Here is an 18,587-nt window from a genome sequence, read left to right as displayed (position 1 = left end):
GCCCCAGGTATCTGAGCGGCCATGGCATCCGCGTGGACGCGCGGTGTTTCAGCTGCGGATCGCCCTGGCCTGAGCAAGGCAGTTCGAGGGACACGCCCCGCCCCGACCGACCGCCGCCCTGTGCCGCTCACGGAGTACGGAACCCGCGGAAGGTCACCCGCTTCCTGCTCTCGAAGCCGAGCCGTTCGTAGAGGGCGATCGCGGCGGTGTTCGTCTCCGCCACATGCAGGAACGGCCGTTCGCCCCGGGACAGCACGCGTGCGGTGAGCGCGTTCACCAGGCGGGCGGCGTGGCCTTGCCCGCGTGCCTCGGGGGCCGTGCAGACGGCGCTGATCTCGGTCCAGCCCGGCGGCCGGAGCCGTTCGCCCGCCATGGCCACCAGCCGTCCGCCGGCGCGCATACCGAGGTAGGTGCCGAGTTCGTGGGTGCGCGGCCAGAACGGCCCGGGCTGGGTCCGCGCGGCGAGCTCGAGCATCTCGGGCACGTCGGCCGCGCCCAGCTCGACCACGCCGGTGTCGCTCGCGGCACGGGCCTGAGCGGGCCCGCTCAGGCCGGGCAGGATCATCTGCCGGCCCTGCAGGACGAACACCGGCTCCCAGTCCGGCGGCGGGGTCGCCCGGCAGCTGAACAGGTCGGCGAACTCGCCTGGACCGAGCAGTCCGGCGAGATCGGCCCAGTCCGCCGGACCCGCGGCGGAGGACACCGCCGAGAAGGTCGCGACCTCCGGCACGTACGCGGCGGCGCGGCCGAGCCGGCGGGCGAGAGCCGCGTGGTGACCGCGCAGTGACTCGCCCACCGGGTCGTCGAGTACGGCGGTGTCCCCGCTCCTCATCCCTGCTGTGCCTTTCTCGGACCGTCCCCCGGATGATTTCGGGGTACACCCTATCCCCGACACGGACGCGGACGGTCGACCAGGTCGACTCTTCAGGCCGTTTCCGAATCAAAAAGTGAAATCGAAACGGAATTCCGCACGTTGTGGCCCGGTGCTTTTTGCCCTCGATTTTACCGGCCGCACTTCTTCGCCTCGGGGTGTTGATTTACCGTGGATACATGGAAAAGACAGCAGAGTTCTACGTAGTGAAACGCGGTGACACGCTCAGTAAGATCGCCGCAATGTTCCGTGTGACACTGGACCAGATCCTCGAATGGAACCCCGAAATCACGGATCCGGACATCATCTTCCCCAAACAGCGGATCCGTGTCGCCCCGCCGCACTCGCACCATGACGACGAGTACGAGCCGTTTCCGGGTGCCGACTTCTTCCAGTCGTCCGTGAGCAGCCCGGTCATCGAGGCCATGGGCTACCGCCTCATCGAAGAGGACTGCTCGGCGTACGCCGAGGGTCCCGACTCCCAGTGGAGCGAGGCGGACCGGAAGTCGTACGCGAAATGGCAGCGCAAGCTCGGGTTCTCGGGCCGCGACGCTGACGGCACGCCGGGTCCGAAGTCCTGGGAGAGGCTGCACGTGCCCGCCGTCTACGAGTGATCGCCATCGCTCCCGGACGCCCCGCGCGTACGGCGTGGCGCGCCCGGGCCAAGACCCGGATCGACTATCTCGAAGCGCAGCTGGAACACGTGAGCGTCGGGCCCTGCCCGGAAGGCCGCATGACCCTTGTCGAGGGAACGCGGAACCATCTGGAAAGGGCCCGGCACGCCGCGGACGAGAATTTCGGCTGGCAGCGCCCTTGGTCGGGATCGGCCGCCCGCGAGGGCGTCTGGTCGAATGTGCGCAGCGCCGAGGTGCTGCTCCTTCAACTGGTGTCCGACGAGGAGGCCTCCGGCCGCGCCAGCGAGGTCATGGCGCTGGTCAAGGACCACCTGGACATCGACGACCCACGGCGGGTCCGCTTCGCCCGGCGGCTGCGTGCCATCACCTCCGGCCAGGCGACGCGGAGCGACCGGGACCTCATGGTCCGGGCACTCGATGCCGCCTACAACGCGCTGGACGACGAACTCGCCCGGGTGCGCAGCCTGCGCAACATCCTGTGGACCGCGACGTTCCTCGTCCTGCTCGGCGTGGCGGGCCTCGCCGTCTACGGCTGGTTCTACCCGCAGTCGTTGAGCATGTGCTTCGCGCCCAAGGTCAGCCCCGGCGACACGAGCGGGATCGATGTCGTCTGCCCCACGGCGGAGCATCACAACGTGCCGACGGGCACCCCCGCCAGCGACCTGGCCCAGCCGAGGGACATCCTCACCGTCGAGATCGCCGGACTGGCCGGCGCCGCCCTCACCGTCATCGCCTCCCTGCGCCGCATCCGGGGCACCGACTCCCCGTACATGCTGCCGCTGGCGTCGGCGGTGCTGAAGTTCCCCACCGGCGCCCTGTCGGCCTTCCTCGGCCTGCTGTTGATCAGGGGTGCCTTCGTCCCCGGCCTCAGCGACCTCGACAGCAGGGCGCAGGTCCTCGGCTGGGCCGCGGCCTTCGGCGCCGCACAGCACCTGGTGACCCGGCTGGTCGACGACCGGGCCCAGATGACGCTGTCGGAGGTGGGCAGGACCACCGAGGCGGTGACCGACGCCGAGCGCGCCGCCGTGAAGAGCGGCGCGGCGGGCGAGCCCGTGACCCCCGCGGTGCCGACCGCCTTCCCGGACGGCGCGGGTGAGGACGAGGAGCCGCACGAGGCAGCCACGGACGGCGGGGACGGCGAGCCGGGCACCGACGGGCTGCCGCCCCCTCACCGCCGCAGCGGTGCGTGAGCCGTCTCCGGCAACCGCAGGTACACCACCGACGACACCAGGCAGATCACCGCGACGTACCACGGGAAGAGCCCCGCGTGCCCCTGCTCCTTGAACAGGGTGCCGACGTAGGGGGCCGTGCCGCCGAAGAGGGCCACCGTCAGGGAGTACGGGAAGCCGATGCCGGCCGCGCGGACCCGGGGCGGGAAGACCTCCGCGTTCACGGCCGCGCTGATCGAGGTGAAACCGGTCAGCAGCACCATGCCGGCGCACTGCACGAGCAGCAGCACGGCGAAGGAGTCGCGCAGCGTGTGCAGCAGGGGCACCGCGAGCAGCGCGAAGCCCAGGCCGAAGAAGAGCAGCAGGGGGCGGCGTCCGAATCGGTCCGACAGCAGCCCGCCGAGCGGCTGCAGCAGGGCGAAGAACGCCAGTGAGATCGTGCCCGCGAGGAGCGCGTCCGACTTCTCGACACCCGCGTTGAGTTCGGCGTACGTCGGCAGGTACGACGTCCACGTGTAGTAGGCGATGGTGCCGCCCGCCGTGATGCCGCCGATGAGGAGCGACTCGCGCGGGTGCCGGCGCAGCGCCTCGAACAACCCGGGGCGCGGCGCCCGCTGCTGCTCGGCGCTGCGGGTCTCCTGCGCGCCCTGCCGGATCCAGAAGCCGACCAGGCTCAGCACGGCCCCGAGCAGGAACGGCACCCGCCAGCCCCAGCCGTTCATCTGCCCGTCGCTCAGCGTGTCCACGAGCAGTGTGGCGATGCCCGAGGCGACGAGCTGCCCCACGGTCGTCGACACGTACTGGAAGCTGGAGAACAGCCCGCGCCGGCCGGGCCCCGCCGACTCGACCAGGAAGGTCGTCGAGGCCGCGAACTCGCCGCCCACGGACAGGCCTTGCAACAGCCGCGCGAGCACCAGGACCACCGGCGCCAGCACGCCCACCGCCGCGTACGTGGGGGTCAGCCCGACCAGCAGGCTGCTGCCGCCCATCAGCAGGATGGTGACCGTCAGCGCGGCCCGCCGCCCGTGCCGGTCCGCGACCGCGCCCATCAGCAGCCCGCCGACCGGGCGCATGAAGAACCCGACGGCGAAGACCGCGAACGTGGACAGCAGCGGCACCAGCGAGTTGTCCGCGCTCTTCGGGAAGACCTGGGCGGCGATGTAGGTGGCCAGAAACGTGTAGGCGTACCAGTCGTACCACTCCACCGCGTTGCCGACGGAGGCGGCGAGGAGCTGGCGGACGGGCCGTTCGGTGGGCGGGGAAGCCGTCTTCGTCTCTGTCACGTCCATGACCCTCCCCTGGCGGCGCCCCGGCACACCTCACGTACCGGCGACTTTCACACGAGTGTCACCAGCGCCTTCCGTGGCGTTTGGTGTCCCTGAAACACTCCTTCCGCGCAGATTCCGTCACGTTCCGGCCATCCCGCATCTCAGGATGAGAGGTCTGTCCTTCATGTCCGAAGTCAACCGGCGCCGCTTCCTCCAACTCGCGGGCACCACCACGGCGTTCAGCGCGCTGTCCGCCAGCATCCAGCGCGCCGCCGCGCTCCCGGCCAACCACCGCACGGGATCGATCGAGGACGTCGAGCACATCGTCGTCCTCATGCAGGAGAACCGTTCCTTCGACCACTACTTCGGCACCCTGAGAGGCGTCCGCGGCTTCGGCGACCCGCGCCCGGTCACCCTGGACAACGGCAAACCGGTCTGGCACCAGGAGAAGGACGGCCAGGAGATCCTGCCGTTCCACCCGGACGCCGACGACCTCGGCATGCAGTTCCTGGAGGGCCTGCCGCACTCCTGGCCCGACGGCCAGCAGGCCTACAACGGCGGCAAGTACGACAAGTGGGTGCCCGCCAAGGGCACCACGACCATGGCGTACCTGACCCGCGAGGACATCCCCTTCCACTACGCCCTCGCCGACGCCTTCACCGTCTGCGACGCCTACCACTGCTCGTTCATCGGCTCCACCGACCCGAACCGCTACTACCTGTGGTCCGGGTACACGGGCAACGACGGCACCGGCGGCGGCCCCGTCCTGGACAACGCCGAACTCGGCTACGGCTGGACGACCTACCCCGAGCGCCTGGAACAGGCCGGCGTCTCCTGGAAGATCTACCAGGACATCGGTGACGGCCTCGACGCGAAGGGCTCCTGGGGCTGGATCGAGGACGCCTACCGCGGCAACTACGGCGACAACTCGCTGCTCTACTTCAACAAGTACCGCGACGCCAAGCCCGGCGACCCCTGGTACGACAAGGCCCGCACCGGTACGAACGCCAAGGCCGGCGACGGCTACTTCGACCTGCTGCGCGCCGACGTCAAGGCCGGCAAGCTGCCGCAGATCTCCTGGATCGCCGCCCCCGAGGCCTTCTCCGAGCACTCCAACTGGCCCTCGAACTACGGCGCCTGGTACATCGCCCAGGTCCTGGACGCCCTCACCTCCAACCCGGAGGTCTGGTCGAAGACCGCGCTGTTCATCACGTACGACGAGAACGACGGCTTCTTCGACCACGTGGTGCCGCCGCTGCCGCCGAAGGACGCCTCCCGCGGCCGGTCCACCGTCGACGTCTCCCTGGACCTCTTCCCGGGCGACAGCAAGAAGACGGCCGGCCCCTACGGCCTCGGACCCCGGGTGCCGATGCTGGTCGTCTCGCCCTGGAGCAAGGGCGGCTACGTCTGCTCCGAGACCCTGGACCACACCTCGATCCTGCGGTTCATGGAACGCCGCTTCGGCGTGCGCGAGACGAACATCTCGCCGTGGCGCCGGGCGATCTGCGGTGACCTGACGGCCGCGTTCGACTTCTCCCGCAAGGACGCCCGGCCGGCCCCGCTGCCCGGCACCGACGCGTACGAGCCGCAGGACCGCGAACGCCACCCCGACTACAAGCCGACCCCGCCCGCCGACCCGCGCATGCCCCGGCAGGAACGCGGCCTGCGCCGCTCCCGGCCGCTGAAGTACGCCCCGCACGTGGACGCCTCCGTCGACGCGGCGGCCGGGAAGCTCACCCTCACCTTCGCCACCGGGGCGAAGGCGGGCGGCGCCTTCCACGTCACCTCCGGCAACCGCGCCGACGGCCCCTGGACGTACACCACCGAGGCCGGCAAGACGCTCTCCGACACCTGGAACTCGGCCTACTCGGCGGGCTCCTACGACCTGACCGTGCACGGCCCGAACGGCTTCGTGCGCGTCTTCATGGGCTCGAACAGGACGGCCGGCTGCGAGGTCACCGCCCGCCACCAGGGCGACGACATCGAGCTGACCTTCACCAACCAGGGCTCCGGCACGGCCCGGCTGCGCATCACCGACGGCTACGGCGGCCGGCCCTCGACCGTCACCGTCCGCCCCGGCGCGAAGGTGCGGCGGACCGTCGAACTCGCCGCGAGCCGCCGCTGGTACGACCTGACCGTCACCGCCGAGGGCGACAAGGCGTTCCTGCGGCGGCTCGCGGGGCACGTCGAGAACGGCAAGCCGGGTGTGAGCGACCCGGCGATCATCACCGCGTAGCCGTGGTCAGGTGCCCCGGATCGTGCGGCCGGGGCACCCACGCCGGCTCGGCCGTCGCCGAGCCGGGCTCCAGGGCCAGGACGACGGCCACCGGATGGTCGTCGTCCGCCGCTTCCTCCCGGGGAGCCGCCCGGCTGAGCAGGACCACGCCCCAGGACGCCAGCCCCGCCCCGGCCAGCGCGAGCAGCACACCCGCCGGGCCGCCCTGGAGGCGCTCGCCCAGCAGCGACAGGCCGATCACCGCGGCGGCCAGCGGATTGGCCAGGGTCACCATCGCGAGCGGTCCGCCCAGGCCGCCCCGGTACGCCGTCTGCGACAGCAGCAGCCCGCCGGCCGCGAAGGCCGCCACCAGCAGGGCCACCCCGACCACCTGGACGCTCAGCAGCGGACCGGTCCGGTCCGTCGTGGCCACCGTCACGGTCTGCGTGAGGGCCGAGGCGACGCCGGAGGCGATACCGGACGCCGTCGCGTGCCGCAGCCCGGGACGGGCGCCCGGCCGGGACAGCAGCCCGATGAGGGCCGCGGTGGCGCCCGCGACCCCCACGGCCTCGGGCACGCTCAGCACGTCGTCGGGGGCCGGACCGGACGCCGTGACCAGGATCGCGGCCAGGCCGAGCAGCGTCAGCGCGGTGCCCTTCCACTCGACCGCGCTCACCCGCCGCCCCGCCATCCGCGCCCCCAGGGGCACCGCCGCGACCAGGGTGAGCGCGCCGAGCGGCTGGACCACCGTCAGCGGGCCGTACCGCAGCGCCACCACGTGCAGCAGCGCGGCCGCCGCGTTCAGCCCGACCGACCACCACCAGGCGCCGCTGCCGAGCAGCCGCAGCGCACCGGAGCCGGGGGAGCGGGCGGCGAGCCGCTCCTGGGCGACCGCGGCCGCCGCGTAGGCGACGGCGGAGACGAGGGACAGGGCGACGGCGACCAGCACGGCGTTCACCGGCCCGCCCCCACCAGCGTCTGCTCGTCCCGCTGCGCCGGCACGAGACCGCCCTGCGCGCGGCCGGCCGTGGTCGCCGTGCGGTGCGGCGGGTGGATCACCGCGAGCGCGAGGCCGAGCAGGGCCGTCGCCACAGTCGCGTCCAGCCAGTAGTGGTTCGCGGTGCCGACGATCACCAGCAGGGTCAGCAGCGGATGCAGCAGCCACAGCCACCGCAGACGCGAGCGGATCGCGACGATCAGTCCGACGGCCACCATCAGCGCCCAGCCGAAGTGCAGCGACGGCATCGCCGCGAACTGGTTCGACAGCGTGTCGGTCGCGGGGTCGCCGTACACCGACGGCCCGTACAGCCGCGCGGTGTCCACCAGGCCGGTGGCGGCCAGCATGCGCGGCGGGGCGAGCGGGAACAGCAGGTGCCCCACGAGCGCGGCGGCGGTGACCGCGGCCAGCACCCGGCGGGCCCAGACGTAGTGGGCCGGGCGGCGCAGGTACAGCCAGACCAGGAACGCGGCGGTGGCCGGGAAGTGGACGGTCGCGTAGTAGGTGTTCGCGAGGTGCACGAGGCCGTCGCCGTGCAGCAGCAGGGACTGCACCGCCCCCTCGCCGGGCAGGTGGACCGCTCGTTCGACGTCCCACACGCGGTGCGCGTTGCGGAAGGCCTCGCCCGTGTGGCCCGTGGCCAGCTGCCGGCCGAACTTGTAGACGAGGAAGAGCCCTGCGACGAGCAGGAGCTCCCGGACGAGCGGCGGTCGCGCTATCGCGTCGGACCCCGCCGGCGCAGGCTCGGTGCGGGCATTCATCCCCCGGCCCCTTCGGTGACGGTGGTGCTGTTATCGGTACGAGGTCGTACCGATACGGCAGTGTACCGATACGGCCGCGTACCGGTACACTGGCGTATCGATAGACGTACGACACACCGCCGGCCGGGAATTTTCCGGCCGCCCGACGAAGGCCAGGAGCACCGCCCATGACGTCGCAGGCTGCGGACCGACCCGGGCAGGTCGGTTCCTCGCGCCGCTCCAAGATCACGCCGGAGCGTGAGCAGGAGTTCTTCGACGCCGTGCTGGAGCAGCTCCGCGAGTGCGGCTACGACTCCCTGACCATGGAGGGGATCGCCGCCAGCACCCGGTGCAGCAAGTCCACGCTCTACCGTCAGTGGAAGACCAAGCCGCAGTTCGTGGCGGCGGCGCTGCGCTCGCACCGGCGGACGCGCTGCGTCGACACCGGCTCGCTGGCCGACGATCTGCGCGCCGCGGCGCGGGCCATGGGCGACCTGTCGGGCCGGGACACCAAACTCCTCCAGGCGCTCGCCCACGCCGCCACCCAGGACCCGGAACTGCAGTGCGCACTGCGCGAGGCGGTGGTCGAGCCGGAGATCGCCGCGTTGCAGGGGATCGTCCGGCGCGGGGTCGAGCGGGGGGAGGTGCCGGCGGACCACCCGGCGCTGGAGTACATCCCGGCGCAGATGCTCGGCGTGCTGCGCCTGCGGCCCGTGCTGGAGGGCGAACCGGCCGACCCGGACTACCTGGTGCGTTTCGTGGAGGCCGCCGTGCTGCCCGCGCTGGGCCTGACCTGAGACCCGGGCCGCCGTCCGCCGGATGACCGGACGGTGACCCGACCGCGCCGACCCGTGGGGACGGGGGCGGCGCGCACCCCCCGGCCGGGTGGGGTTCCCCCGTGAGCGGCGGGGGCGCCCCACCCGGCCGACCGGGTTCGGGGGAGCGCCCCGGACGGATCAGACGTCCTGGCCGTTGCCGCCGCCCGTCGACACCTTGATGCCCTTGGTGATCTCGTCGAGGACGGACTCCTTCTGGTCGGCGTCGACGCCGAAGCGGACGACGACCATCTGCCGCGCGTTCGCCGGGGAGGGGAACGCGAGCGACTCCACGATGCCGTCGGCGCCCTTGCTCGTGACGGCCTTCCAGCGGACCAGGTAGCCCTTCTGCCCGGCGACGGTCACCGTCTCGGAGGCCAGCACGTCGTGGGAGGTGATGCCGCCGTAGGACTTGCCGCCGTAGGACTCCTCGGCGTTCGCCGCGATGTCCGCCTTGGCGATCTCCTCGGCGGTGTCGCCCCTGGTGCCGAGGGCGAGCGCCGGTGCCGAGTACGCGCCGCCCTTGGTGCAGGTCGAGGAGGTGTCGCCGGGGCACTTGTAGGAGTCGTCGGACGTCACCTGCGCTCCGACCGTGAGTTCCTGGCCGTACCACCCCTTCGGGATCGGCAGGCTGATCCCGCTGACCGCGTCGGTCACGGACCCGCTCCGCACCTTCGGCGGCTCGGACTGCTCGGGCCGACCGGGCTGCGGACTCTGACCACCGGAGCCGCCGGACCCACCGGAGCCACCGGAGTCCCCAGGACCGCCGGACCCCCCGGATCCGCCGGACTCACCGGAACCCCCGGTTCCGCCCGGCCCTCCGAACGGCCCGCCCTGGCCGCCCGGTCCCTGGGAGGAGGCGGTACCGCCACCCGAACCGCCGTTGTCGGTCAGCGCGTACACGCCGACACCGATGCTGGCGAGCACGACGACGGCCACCCCCACGGCTATCCCGGTCCGCAACCGCCGCCCCTGCCCGGCCGGGGGCGCGGCGGGGTAGGCGGGGTACCCGCCTGCCGGATACCCGGGCCCGGGCGGGTACCCGACACCGGCCGCGTTGCCGACGGCTGCCGGATACCCGACGCCCCCTGCCGGCCCGGCGGTTGCCGGATACCCGGCGTCGGCTGCGTGCCCGGTGGCCGCCGGATACCCGACGCCGCCGGTCGACCCGGCGGCTTCCGTGTGCCCAGGGCCCCCGGGATGTCCGGCGACTCCGGGCTGCCCGGCACCGCTCGGGTACCCGGGTGCTCCCGGGGAGCCCGGGCCGGTCGACTGCGTGGCACCACCTGGATACGCGGGTGCTCCTGGGACGCCCGGGCCGGTCGGCTGTCCGGCACCGCCTGGATGCCCGGGTGCTCCCGCCGGCCCGGCGTCGGCCGGCTGTCCGCCTTCCGGCCGCCCCATGCCGGTCGGCCGCCCCGCGGCATCCGGTTCGCCCGCGGCTTGTGGCTGTCCGGCGCCGCTCAGTGCGGGCCCGGAGTCAGTCGGCTGTCCGCCCTCCGACTGCCCCGCGCCGGGCGGCTGTCCCGCGGCGTCCGGTTCTCCGGCATCTCCCGGCCGCCCGGCACCACCCGGTGCTGCCCCGGCGTCGGTCGGCTGCCCGGGTCCCTGCTGGGCCGAGCCGGTCGGCCGGTCGGCAGTGCTCGGCTGTCCCGTGGGTGTCGAGGCGCTCGGCGGCGTCGTGCCAGGGGCCGGATCCGCCGGTGAGGCCCCCGCTGTCGGGGGACCCCAGGTCGCGGGCGGCTGCGCCGGGCGGATGCGGTCCGTCCAGGCCTTGCCGTCCCACCAGCGTTCCGTGGCGGGCCCGTCAGTTGTCTGTCCGGGGTCGGGGTACCACCCGGGAGGCGTCTCCTGCGTCATGCCCCCACCGTATGAGGCGTCGGTGAAAGAGGCATGAGAGGAGCCGGACTCGGTCATTCCGCGAGCCGCCGCGCCGACACCGCCACCCCCGGTACCAACTCGACAGGGGGCCCGGCCGCCGGGCCGAAAAGCGCCGCCCCGACGGGACGGAGGAAGAACGCGAGCGCGAACGACGCGTACGCCTGCACCAGTCCCTCGACCCCGCTGCCGCCCTCCGGCGTGAAGGACCGCGCCGCGCTGATCGCCGTGCAGCAGCCGTGGACGCCGAACTCGTACCACCCGTGAAACCGCCCACCGACCCACCGACCCTCCGACCGGCGCCCGCCGAGCCGCGCATGTCCCGCCGCCACGGTGAATGACCGTCACCTCCCTTGCAATTGCACGCCGTTGACCCGAAGACGGCTGGTGGCGGGCCGGACGCGTCGTTCGGCCGTACCCGGTGTCACCCGTCACGGCAACAGGTGCCCCGACCCTCCTCCACTCAGGCAATCGGACGGCTACGCTCGACGTCTGGACGTCGTTCGGGCGACTTGGGGAGGTAACGGGATGACGGAGGTACGGCCCACGGCCGCCGCCTCGGCTTCCCTCTGGGAGCGCGACGAGGAAGTCGCCGCCGTCACGCGGGCGGTCGACAGCCTGTGCGCGGACCGCTCCTCGTCCGGCGGACTGCTCGTCTTCCGCGGCGAGGCCGGACTCGGCAAGACGGCACTGCTGGCCGAAAGCCGCCGCATCGCCGAGGCGCGCGGCTGCACCGTCTGGTCGGCACGCGGCGGTGAGACCCTCCGGTCCGTTCCCTTCAACGTCGTACGGCAGTTACTGCAACCGGCGCTCGTGTCGATGCTGCCCGAGGAGGCCCGCGAGTACCTCGGGGACTGGTACGACATCGCCGGCCCCGCCCTCGGCATCGCGGACCCCGGAGACCGGCAGGCCGACCCGCAGGGCGTGTGCGACGGCCTGGTCGCCGCCGTGCGCCGGCTCTCCCGCCGGGAATGGCCGCTGGTGCTGCTCATCGACGACGCCCACTGGGCCGACCAGGAGACCCTGCACTGGCTCGCCGCGCTCGCCGACCGCCTCGACGAGATGTCCGTCCTGGTCGTCGTCACGCGCCGACCGGGCGAGGTCTCCGGCGCGAGCGCCCGCTTCCTCGACGCCGTCGCCGCCGCCGCGGACGGCCCCGTCACGACCCTCAGTGCCCTCACCCCGGACGCGGCGGCCGGACTCACCCGCGCCACCCTGGGCGAGCACGTAGACGCCGCGTTCTGCCGCGAGGTCTGGGCCGTCACCGCCGGCAACCCCTACGACACCGTCGAACTTCTCGCCAAGGTGCAGGACAGCGACCTCGAACCGGTCGAGGCCCGGGCCGGGGAACTGCGCGAGCTGAACCGCTCGGCCCGCGGCGGCGGCCTGGTCGCCCGGCTTGAGGGACTCGGCATCGACGCGACCAGGTTCGCCTGGGCCGCCGCCATCCTCGGCACCGGCATCTCCGTCGACCTGGTCGCCAAGCTAGCCACTCTGAAGCCCGACGACGCCCGCCGCTGCGCCGAACTGCTGCGCACCGCCCGCATCCTCACCGCACCCGGCCCGGCGACCGGCCGCACCGCCGACGGCGCCCTGGAGTTCGTCCACCCGCTGATCGCCACCGCCGTCTACAACTCCATCCCGGACGCCCTGCGCACCGCCATGCACGGCATCGCCGCCCGCATCGTCACCGACGAGGGCCACGGCGCCGCGGCCGCCGCCCGTCACCTCCTCGAAGTCCACCCTGACGACGACGAGGAACTCGTCGGGCAACTGCGGGAGGCGGCCCGCGAGCACCTCGCCGTCGGTGCCCCCGACGCCGCCCGCCGCTGCCTGGAGCGCGCCCTGGAAGAACCGCCCCGGCCCGACGTCCGGGCGCAGGTCCTCTGCGAACTGGGTTTCGCCACCCTCCTGATCACGCCCGGCAGGACGATCGGCCACCTGCGGGCGGCGCTCGGCATGCCCGGCCTGGATGGCGACGACCGGGTGAACGCCGTCGTCCGCCTCTCGCAGGCGCTGGTCCACAACGACGAGCTCGAGGAGGCCGTCCGCACGGTCGAGGCCGAGATGGCCCGGCTCGACCCCGGGCCCGCCCGGATACGGCTGGAGGCCGTGCGCCTGATGTGGGAGGGGATCCACGCCGACGAGGTCGCCTCACCGGGCCGCTCCGAGCGCCTTGCCGAACTCGCGCGGACCTGCACCGGGCGCGACAACTCCGAACGCGCGTTGCTCATCCTGCGCGGCTTCGACGCCCTGATGCACGGCGAGAACGCCGAGGAGGTCGTTGAGCTGTGCGACCGTACTCTCGTCAATGGCCGCCTGGCTTCCGGGCTCGGCTGGACCGGCACCGAGTGGGGCATCGAGCTGCTGCTGATGCTGGCCAACGCGTACGCCTACACCGACCGCCTCGACCGCGCCGAAAACCTCTTCAACGATGCCGTGCGCGCCTACGAGATCGCCGGCTGGACCGGCGGGCACCTCGCCCTCGCACACGCCTATGTCGGCGTCGCACACCGCAGGCGCGGCCGCCTCAGGGATGCGGAACAGTCCCTGCGTGAGGCGCTGCCTCTCGCCGAGCGCGTCGGCCGCGGGCTGCCTCTGTACTGGACCGTCATCTGCAATCTCGTCGACACGCTGCTCGCCCGCGGTCATGTCGACGAGGCCTGGGACGTCGCCGAACGGTATGGCTTCGCCCCGCCCTACCCGTCGACCATAGTGCTTCCGGATCCACGGACGGTGCGCGGCCGGCTGCTGCTGGCCGTCGGCCGCGTCAAGGACGGCGTCAACGAACTGGAGGCCGCCGAGAAGGCGGCGGCAGCGCGCGGCCACCACAACCCGGTGCTCGTCCCCTGGGCGGCCGACCTCGCCCGCGCCCTCGCCACCGAGGACCCGGCCCGCGCCGCCCGGCTCGCCGTCGACGTCCGCCGCCAGGCCGAGCGTTTCGGCACGGACACCGCCATAGGGGAGGCCCTGCGCTGCGCCGCCGCCCTGGAGACCGGCCAGCGCGCGGTCCGGCTCGCCGGCCAGGCCGTCACCTACCTGGAGGCCTCGCCCTGCCAGTACGAGCACGCGGCGGCCCGCATCGAGTACGGCATCGCCGCCCGCTCGGTGGCCGACCTCCGGCGCGGCCTTGACCTGGCGGTCTCGTGCGGCGCGGACGGACTCGCGGCCCGGGCCCGCGCGGAACTGGAGTCGGGCGCCGGGCCGCGCTGAGCACCGCACCCCGGTGACTCAGGCGCGCACCAACTGCTCCGTCACCGCCGCCAGCCGCGCCCGCACACCCGGGTCGTACGCGGCTTCATGGGCCCGTGCCGGACGCGTCCCGTCGAAGTACCGGCCGCTGCCCGGCTCCCGCGTGGCCAGGGCCAGCACCCCCGCCGCCCCGTCGGCGACCGTGTTCCACGGCGAGACATCCGCCTCGCGGACCATCGCCGTGTCCATGTAGGTCGCCGGGTGCAGCACGTTCACCGAGACACCGGTGCCGTCCAGTTCCTCGGCGAGCGCGAAGGTGTGCGCGGCGAGCGCGAACTTGCTGCGGCAGTACGCCGAGACGCCGTCGTAGCCGCGGCTGAACTCGGGGTCGTCGAAGGAGAGGGGTTCCTGACCGGCCGAGCCGACGTTGACGATCCGGGCCGGCGCGTTCGCCCGCAGCACCGGCAGCAGGGCCCGGGTCAGCACGACCGGCGCCAGGTAGTTGACCGCGAGCCGCAGCTCGTGCCCGTCGGCGCTCAGCTCACGGCCCGCCCCGGGCGCCCCGAATCCCACGCCCGCGTTGTTGACCAGTACGTCGAGCTCTGGATGGGCGTCGGCGACATGCCCGGCCAGCTCCCGCACCTGCGTCAGCGAGGCCAGGTCGGCGACGAACGCCTCGGCGTCCCCCTCGGTCCGCAGCTCCTCGGCCAGCCGCTCGGTGCGGTCCGCGTCCCGGCCGTGGACGAGGACGACATGCCCCGAGCGGACCAGTTCGGAGGCGACGTACCGGCCGAGACCCGAGGTGGCACCGGTGATCAGGATGGTCGACATGCCCCCACCGTAGGCACGCGTGCGCGTCCGAGCGAGCCACCGCCGAGGCTACGACCGGCAGGGTCACCCTCCGGTGGAGTCCTCCTCGGCCAGCACCCGCTGGGCCGCGGCGAACGCCGAGTTCGCCGCCGGCACCCCGCAGTACACCGCCGTCTGCAGCAGCACCGCGCCGATCTCCTCGGGGGTGAGCCCGTTGCGGCGGGCCGCCCGGACGTGCATGGCCAGCTCGTCGTAGTGGCCGTGCGCGACCAGCGCGGTGAGGGTGATCATGCTGCGCTCGCGGCGCGACAGCGTCGGATCGGTCCAGATCTCACCCCAGGCGTAGCGCGAGATGAAGTCCTGGAAGCGGGCCGTGAAGGGCGTCTGCCGGGCCTGGGCCCGGTCGACGTGCGCGTCGCCGAGGACCTCGCGCCGCACCTCCATCCCGCGTCCGCCCGGCCCACCCAGATGGGCGCGGAGCGCGGTCAGTACCGCCTCCGGGCACTGCGCGGGCGCCAGGTGCGAGGCGCCGGGGATCTCGACGAGCGCCGCGCCCGGCACCGCGTCGGCGATCTCCCGCAGGTGCGCGGGCGGTGTCGCGGGGTCGTCGCGGCCGGCGACCAGCAGGGTCGGCACGGCGATCTCGGCCAGCCGGTCCCGCAGATCGAACGCGGCGAGCGCGTCGCAGCAGGCGGCGTACGCGTCCGGGTCGGCGCGGCGGTGGTCGTCCACCAGCCGCCGCACGGTGAACCCGGACGTGAACCAGCGGGCGTCCGCGTTCTCCGCCAGCCCGGCCAGCCCTTCCCGCCGCACCAGCGCGGCCCGCTCCTCCCATGGTTTGGATCCGTTGAAGTGAGCGGAGGAGCAGATCACGGCCAGCGACGACAGCCGCCGCGGGTGGTGCACCGCGAGGTGCAGCCCCACGGCCCCGCCCAGTGACACGCCCGCGTACGCGAACCGCTCGATCCCGAGCGAGTCGGCGAGCGCCAGCACCAGGGCGGCGAGGTCGTCCACCGTCGCACCCGCCGCGATGAGATCCGCCGCGGAACCGCCGTGCCCCGGCAGGTCCCAGCGCACCACCCGGTGCGTGATCGACAGCTCGGGCGCCACCTCGTCCCACAGGGCGTACGAGGTGCCGAGGGAGGGGCCGAGCAGCAGGGGCGGCGCGGTGGCGGGCCCTTCGGCACGGTGGTTCAGCAGGGTCAACGTCGCTCCAGGGCACGGTCGGTGAGGGCCCCCGCGGAGCCCGTGTAGTGGGTCGGGTCGAGGTCGAGGTCCGCCAGCTCGGGTGCCTCGGCGAGGGGGCGCCCCTCGGCGGCCAGCCGGGTGAGGAGTTCCTTGGCCCGGGCCCGGCCCAGCACCGGGGCCAGTTCGGCGGACAGCCGCTCGGAGACGATCGACCCGCCCGTGAGATCGAGGTGTGCGCGCATGGCCTCGGGCCTGACCCGCAGTCCCTCGGCCAGGTCGACGGCGTCCCGGGCGGCCCCGCCGGCCAGCCGCAGCAGGTCCCTCAGCGGCTCCCACTCCGCGTGCCAGGCCCCGGCCGGCCGCTCGTCCTCGGCCGCCAGCGACCCGTACAGCGTGGCCGCGAGCTGCGGCGCCCGCCGCGCGGCGGAGACGATGAGCGTGGACCGCACGGGGTTGGACTTGTGCGGCATGGCGGACGAACCCCCGCCGCCGCCCTCCGCGACCTCGGCGATCTCGGTGCGCGACAGGGTGAGGACGTCCACGGCGATCTTGCCGAGCGCGCCCGCCGTGAACGCCAGGCACCCGGCGAGATCGGCGACGGGCGTGCGCAGGGTGTGCCAGGGCAGGTCGGGTGCCCGCAGGCCGAGTTCGCGGGCGTACGCCACCGGCAGCGCGGTGGGATCGTCCGCACCGTACGCCCCGAAGGCCGCCAACGTTCCTGCCGCGCCGCCGAGTTGGACGGGCAGGGACTCGCGCACGGACCGCACCCGGTCCCGCGCGTCGAGGACCAGTGACCGCCATCCGGCCGCCTTCAGCCCGAACGTGGTCGGGACGGCGTGCTGGGTGAGCGTCCGCCCCGGCATCGCGGTGTCACGGTGCTCGGCGGCCAGGCGGGACAGCGCCCGCGCGGTGCGGCCGAGATCGGCGAGGACCGGCTCCAGTGTCCGTGCCGCGACCAGCATCGTCGCCGTGTCCATGATGTCCTGGCTGGTCGCGCCCCGGTGGACGTAGGGCCCGTACGCGTCACCCACGGCCTGCGTGAGGTCCGCGACCAGGGGGATGACGGGGTTGCCGCCCGCGCGGGCCCGCCCGGCCAGGGACCGTACGTCGAAGCCGTCGGAGCCGGCCGCCTCGGTCACCGCCGTGGCCGCCTCGGCCGGGGCGAGCCCCAGCGCCGCCTGAGCCCGGGTCAGGGCGGTCTCCGCGTCGAGCAGCGCCCGTAGATACGCCTCGTCGCTCGTGGCGGACGCGGCCGCCGACCCGGCCCAACCGGGGCCGAGCAGACCGGTGTCGTCAGGCGCAGCTGTCACTGGAACTCCAGGAAGACCGTCTCGCCTTCGCCCTGAAGGCGGATGTCGAAACGGTACGTGCCGCTCGTCTCCTCCACGGCGATCAGCGTGTCGCGGCGCCCGTCCTCCAGCCGGGACAGCAGCGGGTCGGCGGCGAGCACGGCCGCGTCGCCCGGCAGATAGATCCGGGTGTACAGGTGCAGGAGAAGCCCCCGGGCGAAGACGCACACGCTGAGGTACGGGGCGTTCCGCCCGCGCGCCCCCGGCCGCAGGGTGCGCGCGTACCAGTGCCCGTCGGTGTCGGTCTGGATGCGGCCCCAGCCCGTGAACTCCACGCCGTTGCGTCCCAGGAAGCCGCCCGAGGCCGGGTCGCGCCGCATCGAGCCGTCGGCGGTCGGCAGGTTGCCGTCCGGGTCCGGGCCCCACAGCTCGATCAGGGCGTCGGGCAGCGGCTTGCCCTCGCCGTCGGTGACGTAACCGTGCACGGTGACCGTGTCCGGGTGCCCGGCGGGCGCGATGTCCTCGCCGCCGCGGAACGGCAGGGCGTGGCCGTAGAACGGGCCGACGGTGTGCGAAGGGGTGGGCAGCACGCTCTCGGGGCGGCTGGTGTCGATCCTCGTCATGGCAGGTCAGCGCCCTTCTTCGATCCAGGTGGCGTTCGGGCCGTCCAGCACGATGTCCCAGTGGTAGCCCAGGGAGAACTCCGGCACCGACAGGCTGTGGTCGTACGTCGCGACCAGCCGCTGCCGGGCCGCGTCGTCCGTCACCGACTGGATGATCGGGTCGTACGGGAACAGCGGATCGCTCGGGAAGTACATCTGGGTGACGAGCCGCTGGGTGAACGCCGTGCCGAAGAGCGAGAAGTGGATGTGCGCCGGCCGCCAGGCGTTGAGGTGCTGGCGCCACGGGTACGGGCCCGGCTGGATGGTGGTGAAGTGGTAGCGGCCCTCGTCGTCGGTGAGGGTGCGGCCCACACCGGTGAAGTTCGGGTCCAGCGGGGCGTCGTGCTGCTCGCGCTGGTGGGCGTAGCGGCCCGCCGAGTTGGCCTGCCAGATCTCCACCAGCTGGCCCCGCACCGGGCGGCCGTCGCGGTCCAGCAGCCGCCCGGAGACGGTGATGCGCTCGCCGATCGGCTCGCCGTGGTGCTGCCGGGTGAGGTCGTTGTCGATCTCCGTGATGTCCCGCTCCCCGAAGGCCGGGGAGGCCAGCTCCACCAGCTCCGGATCCTTGCTGACGTCGATGGTGACCGGCGGCTGCTTCGGGTGGCGGAGCACCGAGGAACGGTACGGCGCGTAGTCGCGCCGCGGGTGGTGCTCGACGGGCCCGCCGTCGGCGAGCCGCTTCTCGTACGCGGCGTGCTCGGCCGCGATCTCCTGGTCGATGTCGTGCTGGGTGAGAGTCATGGGGGTCCTTGAAGGTTCTTCCGGTTGTCGTCAAGGGGGGCGAGGATCGCGCCCTGAAGGGGCGCGGGGCTGTGTCGATGTGCGGCTCCGCCGCGCGGGCGCGACCGGCCTCGGACG

The 18,587-nt window shown here is 73.3% G+C and carries 16 protein-coding genes and 1 pseudogene; 6 read left to right on the top strand and 11 right to left on the bottom strand.

Features of this window, described 5'->3' with window-relative positions; all coding sequences use genetic code 11:
* Positions 1–127 precede the first annotated feature (127 nt).
* Positions 128–832 carry a GNAT family N-acetyltransferase gene (locus ACSUPV_RS05655; RefSeq protein ID WP_436947043.1) on the bottom strand — a complete coding sequence of 235 codons (705 nt, stop codon included), beginning with the start codon at positions 830–832 and terminating at the stop codon, positions 128–130.
* A gap of 281 nt (positions 833–1,113) precedes the next feature.
* On the opposite strand from ACSUPV_RS05655, the gene ACSUPV_RS05650 reads away from it, so the two are divergent.
* Together ACSUPV_RS05650 and ACSUPV_RS05645 are read left to right on the top strand one after the other, a co-directional pair.
* Complete coding sequence (locus ACSUPV_RS05650) at positions 1,114–1,485, top strand: peptidoglycan-binding protein (protein WP_037769377.1); 372 nt, start codon at positions 1,114–1,116, stop codon at positions 1,483–1,485.
* A complete protein-coding gene (locus ACSUPV_RS05645; protein ID WP_436947042.1) occupies positions 1,482–2,696 on the top strand; it encodes a hypothetical protein in 1,215 nt (404 codons plus the stop codon). The genes ACSUPV_RS05650 and ACSUPV_RS05645 overlap by 4 nt, the downstream gene beginning before the upstream one ends.
* Here the strand turns inward: ACSUPV_RS05645 and ACSUPV_RS05640 are convergent.
* Positions 2,675–3,964, bottom strand: a complete 1,290-nt coding sequence (locus ACSUPV_RS05640) for an MFS transporter (protein WP_031112603.1) — start codon at positions 3,962–3,964, stop codon at positions 2,675–2,677. The genes ACSUPV_RS05645 and ACSUPV_RS05640 overlap by 22 nt on opposite strands.
* Before the next feature lie 163 nt (positions 3,965–4,127).
* On the opposite strand from ACSUPV_RS05640, the gene ACSUPV_RS05635 reads away from it, so the two are divergent.
* On the top strand, positions 4,128–6,179 hold the full coding sequence (locus ACSUPV_RS05635) for a phosphocholine-specific phospholipase C (RefSeq protein ID WP_037769372.1): 2,052 nt from the start codon (positions 4,128–4,130) through the stop codon (positions 6,177–6,179).
* Here the strand turns inward: ACSUPV_RS05635 and ACSUPV_RS05630 are convergent.
* Both ACSUPV_RS05630 and ACSUPV_RS05625 read right to left on the bottom strand, forming a co-directional pair.
* On the bottom strand, positions 6,169–7,116 hold the full coding sequence (locus ACSUPV_RS05630) for a hypothetical protein (RefSeq protein WP_037769369.1): 948 nt from the start codon (positions 7,114–7,116) through the stop codon (positions 6,169–6,171). The two genes, ACSUPV_RS05635 and ACSUPV_RS05630, sit on opposite strands and share 11 nt — an antisense overlap.
* Positions 7,113–7,916 carry a phosphatase PAP2 family protein gene (locus ACSUPV_RS05625; protein WP_037769366.1) on the bottom strand — a complete coding sequence of 268 codons (804 nt, stop codon included), beginning with the start codon at positions 7,914–7,916 and terminating at the stop codon, positions 7,113–7,115. The genes ACSUPV_RS05630 and ACSUPV_RS05625 overlap by 4 nt, the downstream gene beginning before the upstream one ends.
* 167 nt (positions 7,917–8,083) lie before the next feature.
* Between ACSUPV_RS05625 and ACSUPV_RS05620 the strand changes: the two genes are divergently transcribed.
* Complete coding sequence (locus ACSUPV_RS05620; protein ID WP_037769363.1) at positions 8,084–8,692, top strand: TetR/AcrR family transcriptional regulator; 609 nt, start codon at positions 8,084–8,086, stop codon at positions 8,690–8,692.
* A gap of 159 nt (positions 8,693–8,851) precedes the next feature.
* On the opposite strand, the gene ACSUPV_RS05615 is transcribed toward ACSUPV_RS05620, so the two are convergent.
* Together ACSUPV_RS05615 and ACSUPV_RS05610 are read right to left on the bottom strand one after the other, a co-directional pair.
* A complete protein-coding gene (locus ACSUPV_RS05615) occupies positions 8,852–10,114 on the bottom strand; it encodes a hypothetical protein (RefSeq protein ID WP_436949873.1) in 1,263 nt (420 codons plus the stop codon).
* A 375-nt stretch (positions 10,115–10,489) separates the two neighbouring features.
* Positions 10,490–10,570, bottom strand: a pseudogene (locus ACSUPV_RS05610) (DUF2510 domain-containing protein); the annotation flags it as partial.
* A gap of 33 nt (positions 10,571–10,603) precedes the next feature.
* Between ACSUPV_RS05610 and ACSUPV_RS05605 the strand changes: the two are divergent.
* Positions 10,604–10,855, top strand: coding sequence for a hypothetical protein (locus tag ACSUPV_RS05605; RefSeq protein ID WP_382610196.1), 252 nt, complete (start codon positions 10,604–10,606; stop codon positions 10,853–10,855).
* A gap of 261 nt (positions 10,856–11,116) precedes the next feature.
* Positions 11,117–13,801, top strand: coding sequence for an ATP-binding protein (locus ACSUPV_RS05600; protein ID WP_359786337.1), 2,685 nt, complete (start codon positions 11,117–11,119; stop codon positions 13,799–13,801).
* An 18-nt stretch (positions 13,802–13,819) separates the two neighbouring features.
* Here ACSUPV_RS05600 and ACSUPV_RS05595 read toward each other — a convergent pair whose 3' ends face one another.
* The 5 genes from ACSUPV_RS05595 to pcaH all read right to left on the bottom strand — a co-directional run bounded on the left by ACSUPV_RS05595 (position 13,820) and on the right by pcaH (position 18,470).
* Positions 13,820–14,611 carry an SDR family NAD(P)-dependent oxidoreductase gene (locus tag ACSUPV_RS05595; protein WP_359786340.1) on the bottom strand — a complete coding sequence of 264 codons (792 nt, stop codon included), beginning with the start codon at positions 14,609–14,611 and terminating at the stop codon, positions 13,820–13,822.
* A gap of 63 nt (positions 14,612–14,674) precedes the next feature.
* Complete coding sequence (gene pcaDC, locus ACSUPV_RS05590; RefSeq protein WP_436947041.1) at positions 14,675–15,796, bottom strand: bifunctional 3-oxoadipate enol-lactonase/4-carboxymuconolactone decarboxylase PcaDC; 1,122 nt, start codon at positions 15,794–15,796, stop codon at positions 14,675–14,677.
* Positions 15,793–17,088 (bottom strand): 3-carboxy-cis,cis-muconate cycloisomerase, encoded by a 1,296-nt coding sequence (pcaB, locus tag ACSUPV_RS05585; protein WP_436947040.1) that lies wholly within the window; start codon positions 17,086–17,088, stop codon positions 15,793–15,795. The genes pcaDC and pcaB overlap by 4 nt, the downstream gene beginning before the upstream one ends.
* Positions 17,085–17,690: a protocatechuate 3,4-dioxygenase subunit alpha gene (gene pcaG / locus ACSUPV_RS05580; protein ID WP_382610186.1), complete on the bottom strand. Its 606-nt coding sequence runs from the start codon at positions 17,688–17,690 to the stop codon at positions 17,085–17,087. The genes pcaB and pcaG overlap by 4 nt, the downstream gene beginning before the upstream one ends.
* Positions 17,691–17,696: 6 nt before the next feature.
* Positions 17,697–18,470, bottom strand: coding sequence for a protocatechuate 3,4-dioxygenase subunit beta (pcaH, locus tag ACSUPV_RS05575; protein WP_031112625.1), 774 nt, complete (start codon positions 18,468–18,470; stop codon positions 17,697–17,699).
* Positions 18,471–18,587 lie beyond the last annotated feature (117 nt).

Source organism: Streptomyces sp. SudanB52_2052 (genome assembly GCF_964272415.1).
Classification (GTDB): domain Bacteria; phylum Actinomycetota; class Actinomycetes; order Streptomycetales; family Streptomycetaceae; genus Streptomyces; species Streptomyces olindensis.
The sequence above is the reverse complement of the archived record's forward strand: the minus strand, read 5'-3'. Positions and strand labels throughout refer to the sequence as shown.

What these genes read in the sequence shown, in the direction of transcription:
- ACSUPV_RS05620 (WP_037769363.1), top strand. Translation starts at nt 8,084, where the DNA reads ATGACGTCGCAGGCTGCGGACCGACCCGGGCAGGTCGGTTCCTCGCGC.
- ACSUPV_RS05655 (WP_436947043.1), bottom strand. Translation starts at nt 832, where the DNA reads ATGAGGAGCGGGGACACCGCCGTACTCGACGACCCGGTGGGCGAGTCA.
- ACSUPV_RS05600 (WP_359786337.1), top strand. Translation starts at nt 11,117, where the DNA reads ATGACGGAGGTACGGCCCACGGCCGCCGCCTCGGCTTCCCTCTGGGAG.
- pcaH (WP_031112625.1), bottom strand. Translation starts at nt 18,470, where the DNA reads ATGACTCTCACCCAGCACGACATCGACCAGGAGATCGCGGCCGAGCAC.
- ACSUPV_RS05640 (WP_031112603.1), bottom strand. Translation starts at nt 3,964, where the DNA reads ATGGACGTGACAGAGACGAAGACGGCTTCCCCGCCCACCGAACGGCCC.
- ACSUPV_RS05650 (WP_037769377.1), top strand. Translation starts at nt 1,114, where the DNA reads ATGTTCCGTGTGACACTGGACCAGATCCTCGAATGGAACCCCGAAATC.
- ACSUPV_RS05595 (WP_359786340.1), bottom strand. Translation starts at nt 14,611, where the DNA reads ATGTCGACCATCCTGATCACCGGTGCCACCTCGGGTCTCGGCCGGTAC.
- ACSUPV_RS05635 (WP_037769372.1), top strand. Translation starts at nt 4,128, where the DNA reads ATGTCCGAAGTCAACCGGCGCCGCTTCCTCCAACTCGCGGGCACCACC.
- pcaG (WP_382610186.1), bottom strand. Translation starts at nt 17,690, where the DNA reads ATGACGAGGATCGACACCAGCCGCCCCGAGAGCGTGCTGCCCACCCCT.
- ACSUPV_RS05615 (WP_436949873.1), bottom strand. Translation starts at nt 10,114, where the DNA reads ATGGGGCGGCCGGAAGGCGGACAGCCGGCCGACGCCGGGCCGGCGGGA.
- ACSUPV_RS05605 (WP_382610196.1), top strand. Translation starts at nt 10,604, where the DNA reads ATGAGAGGAGCCGGACTCGGTCATTCCGCGAGCCGCCGCGCCGACACC.
- ACSUPV_RS05625 (WP_037769366.1), bottom strand. Translation starts at nt 7,916, where the DNA reads ATGAATGCCCGCACCGAGCCTGCGCCGGCGGGGTCCGACGCGATAGCG.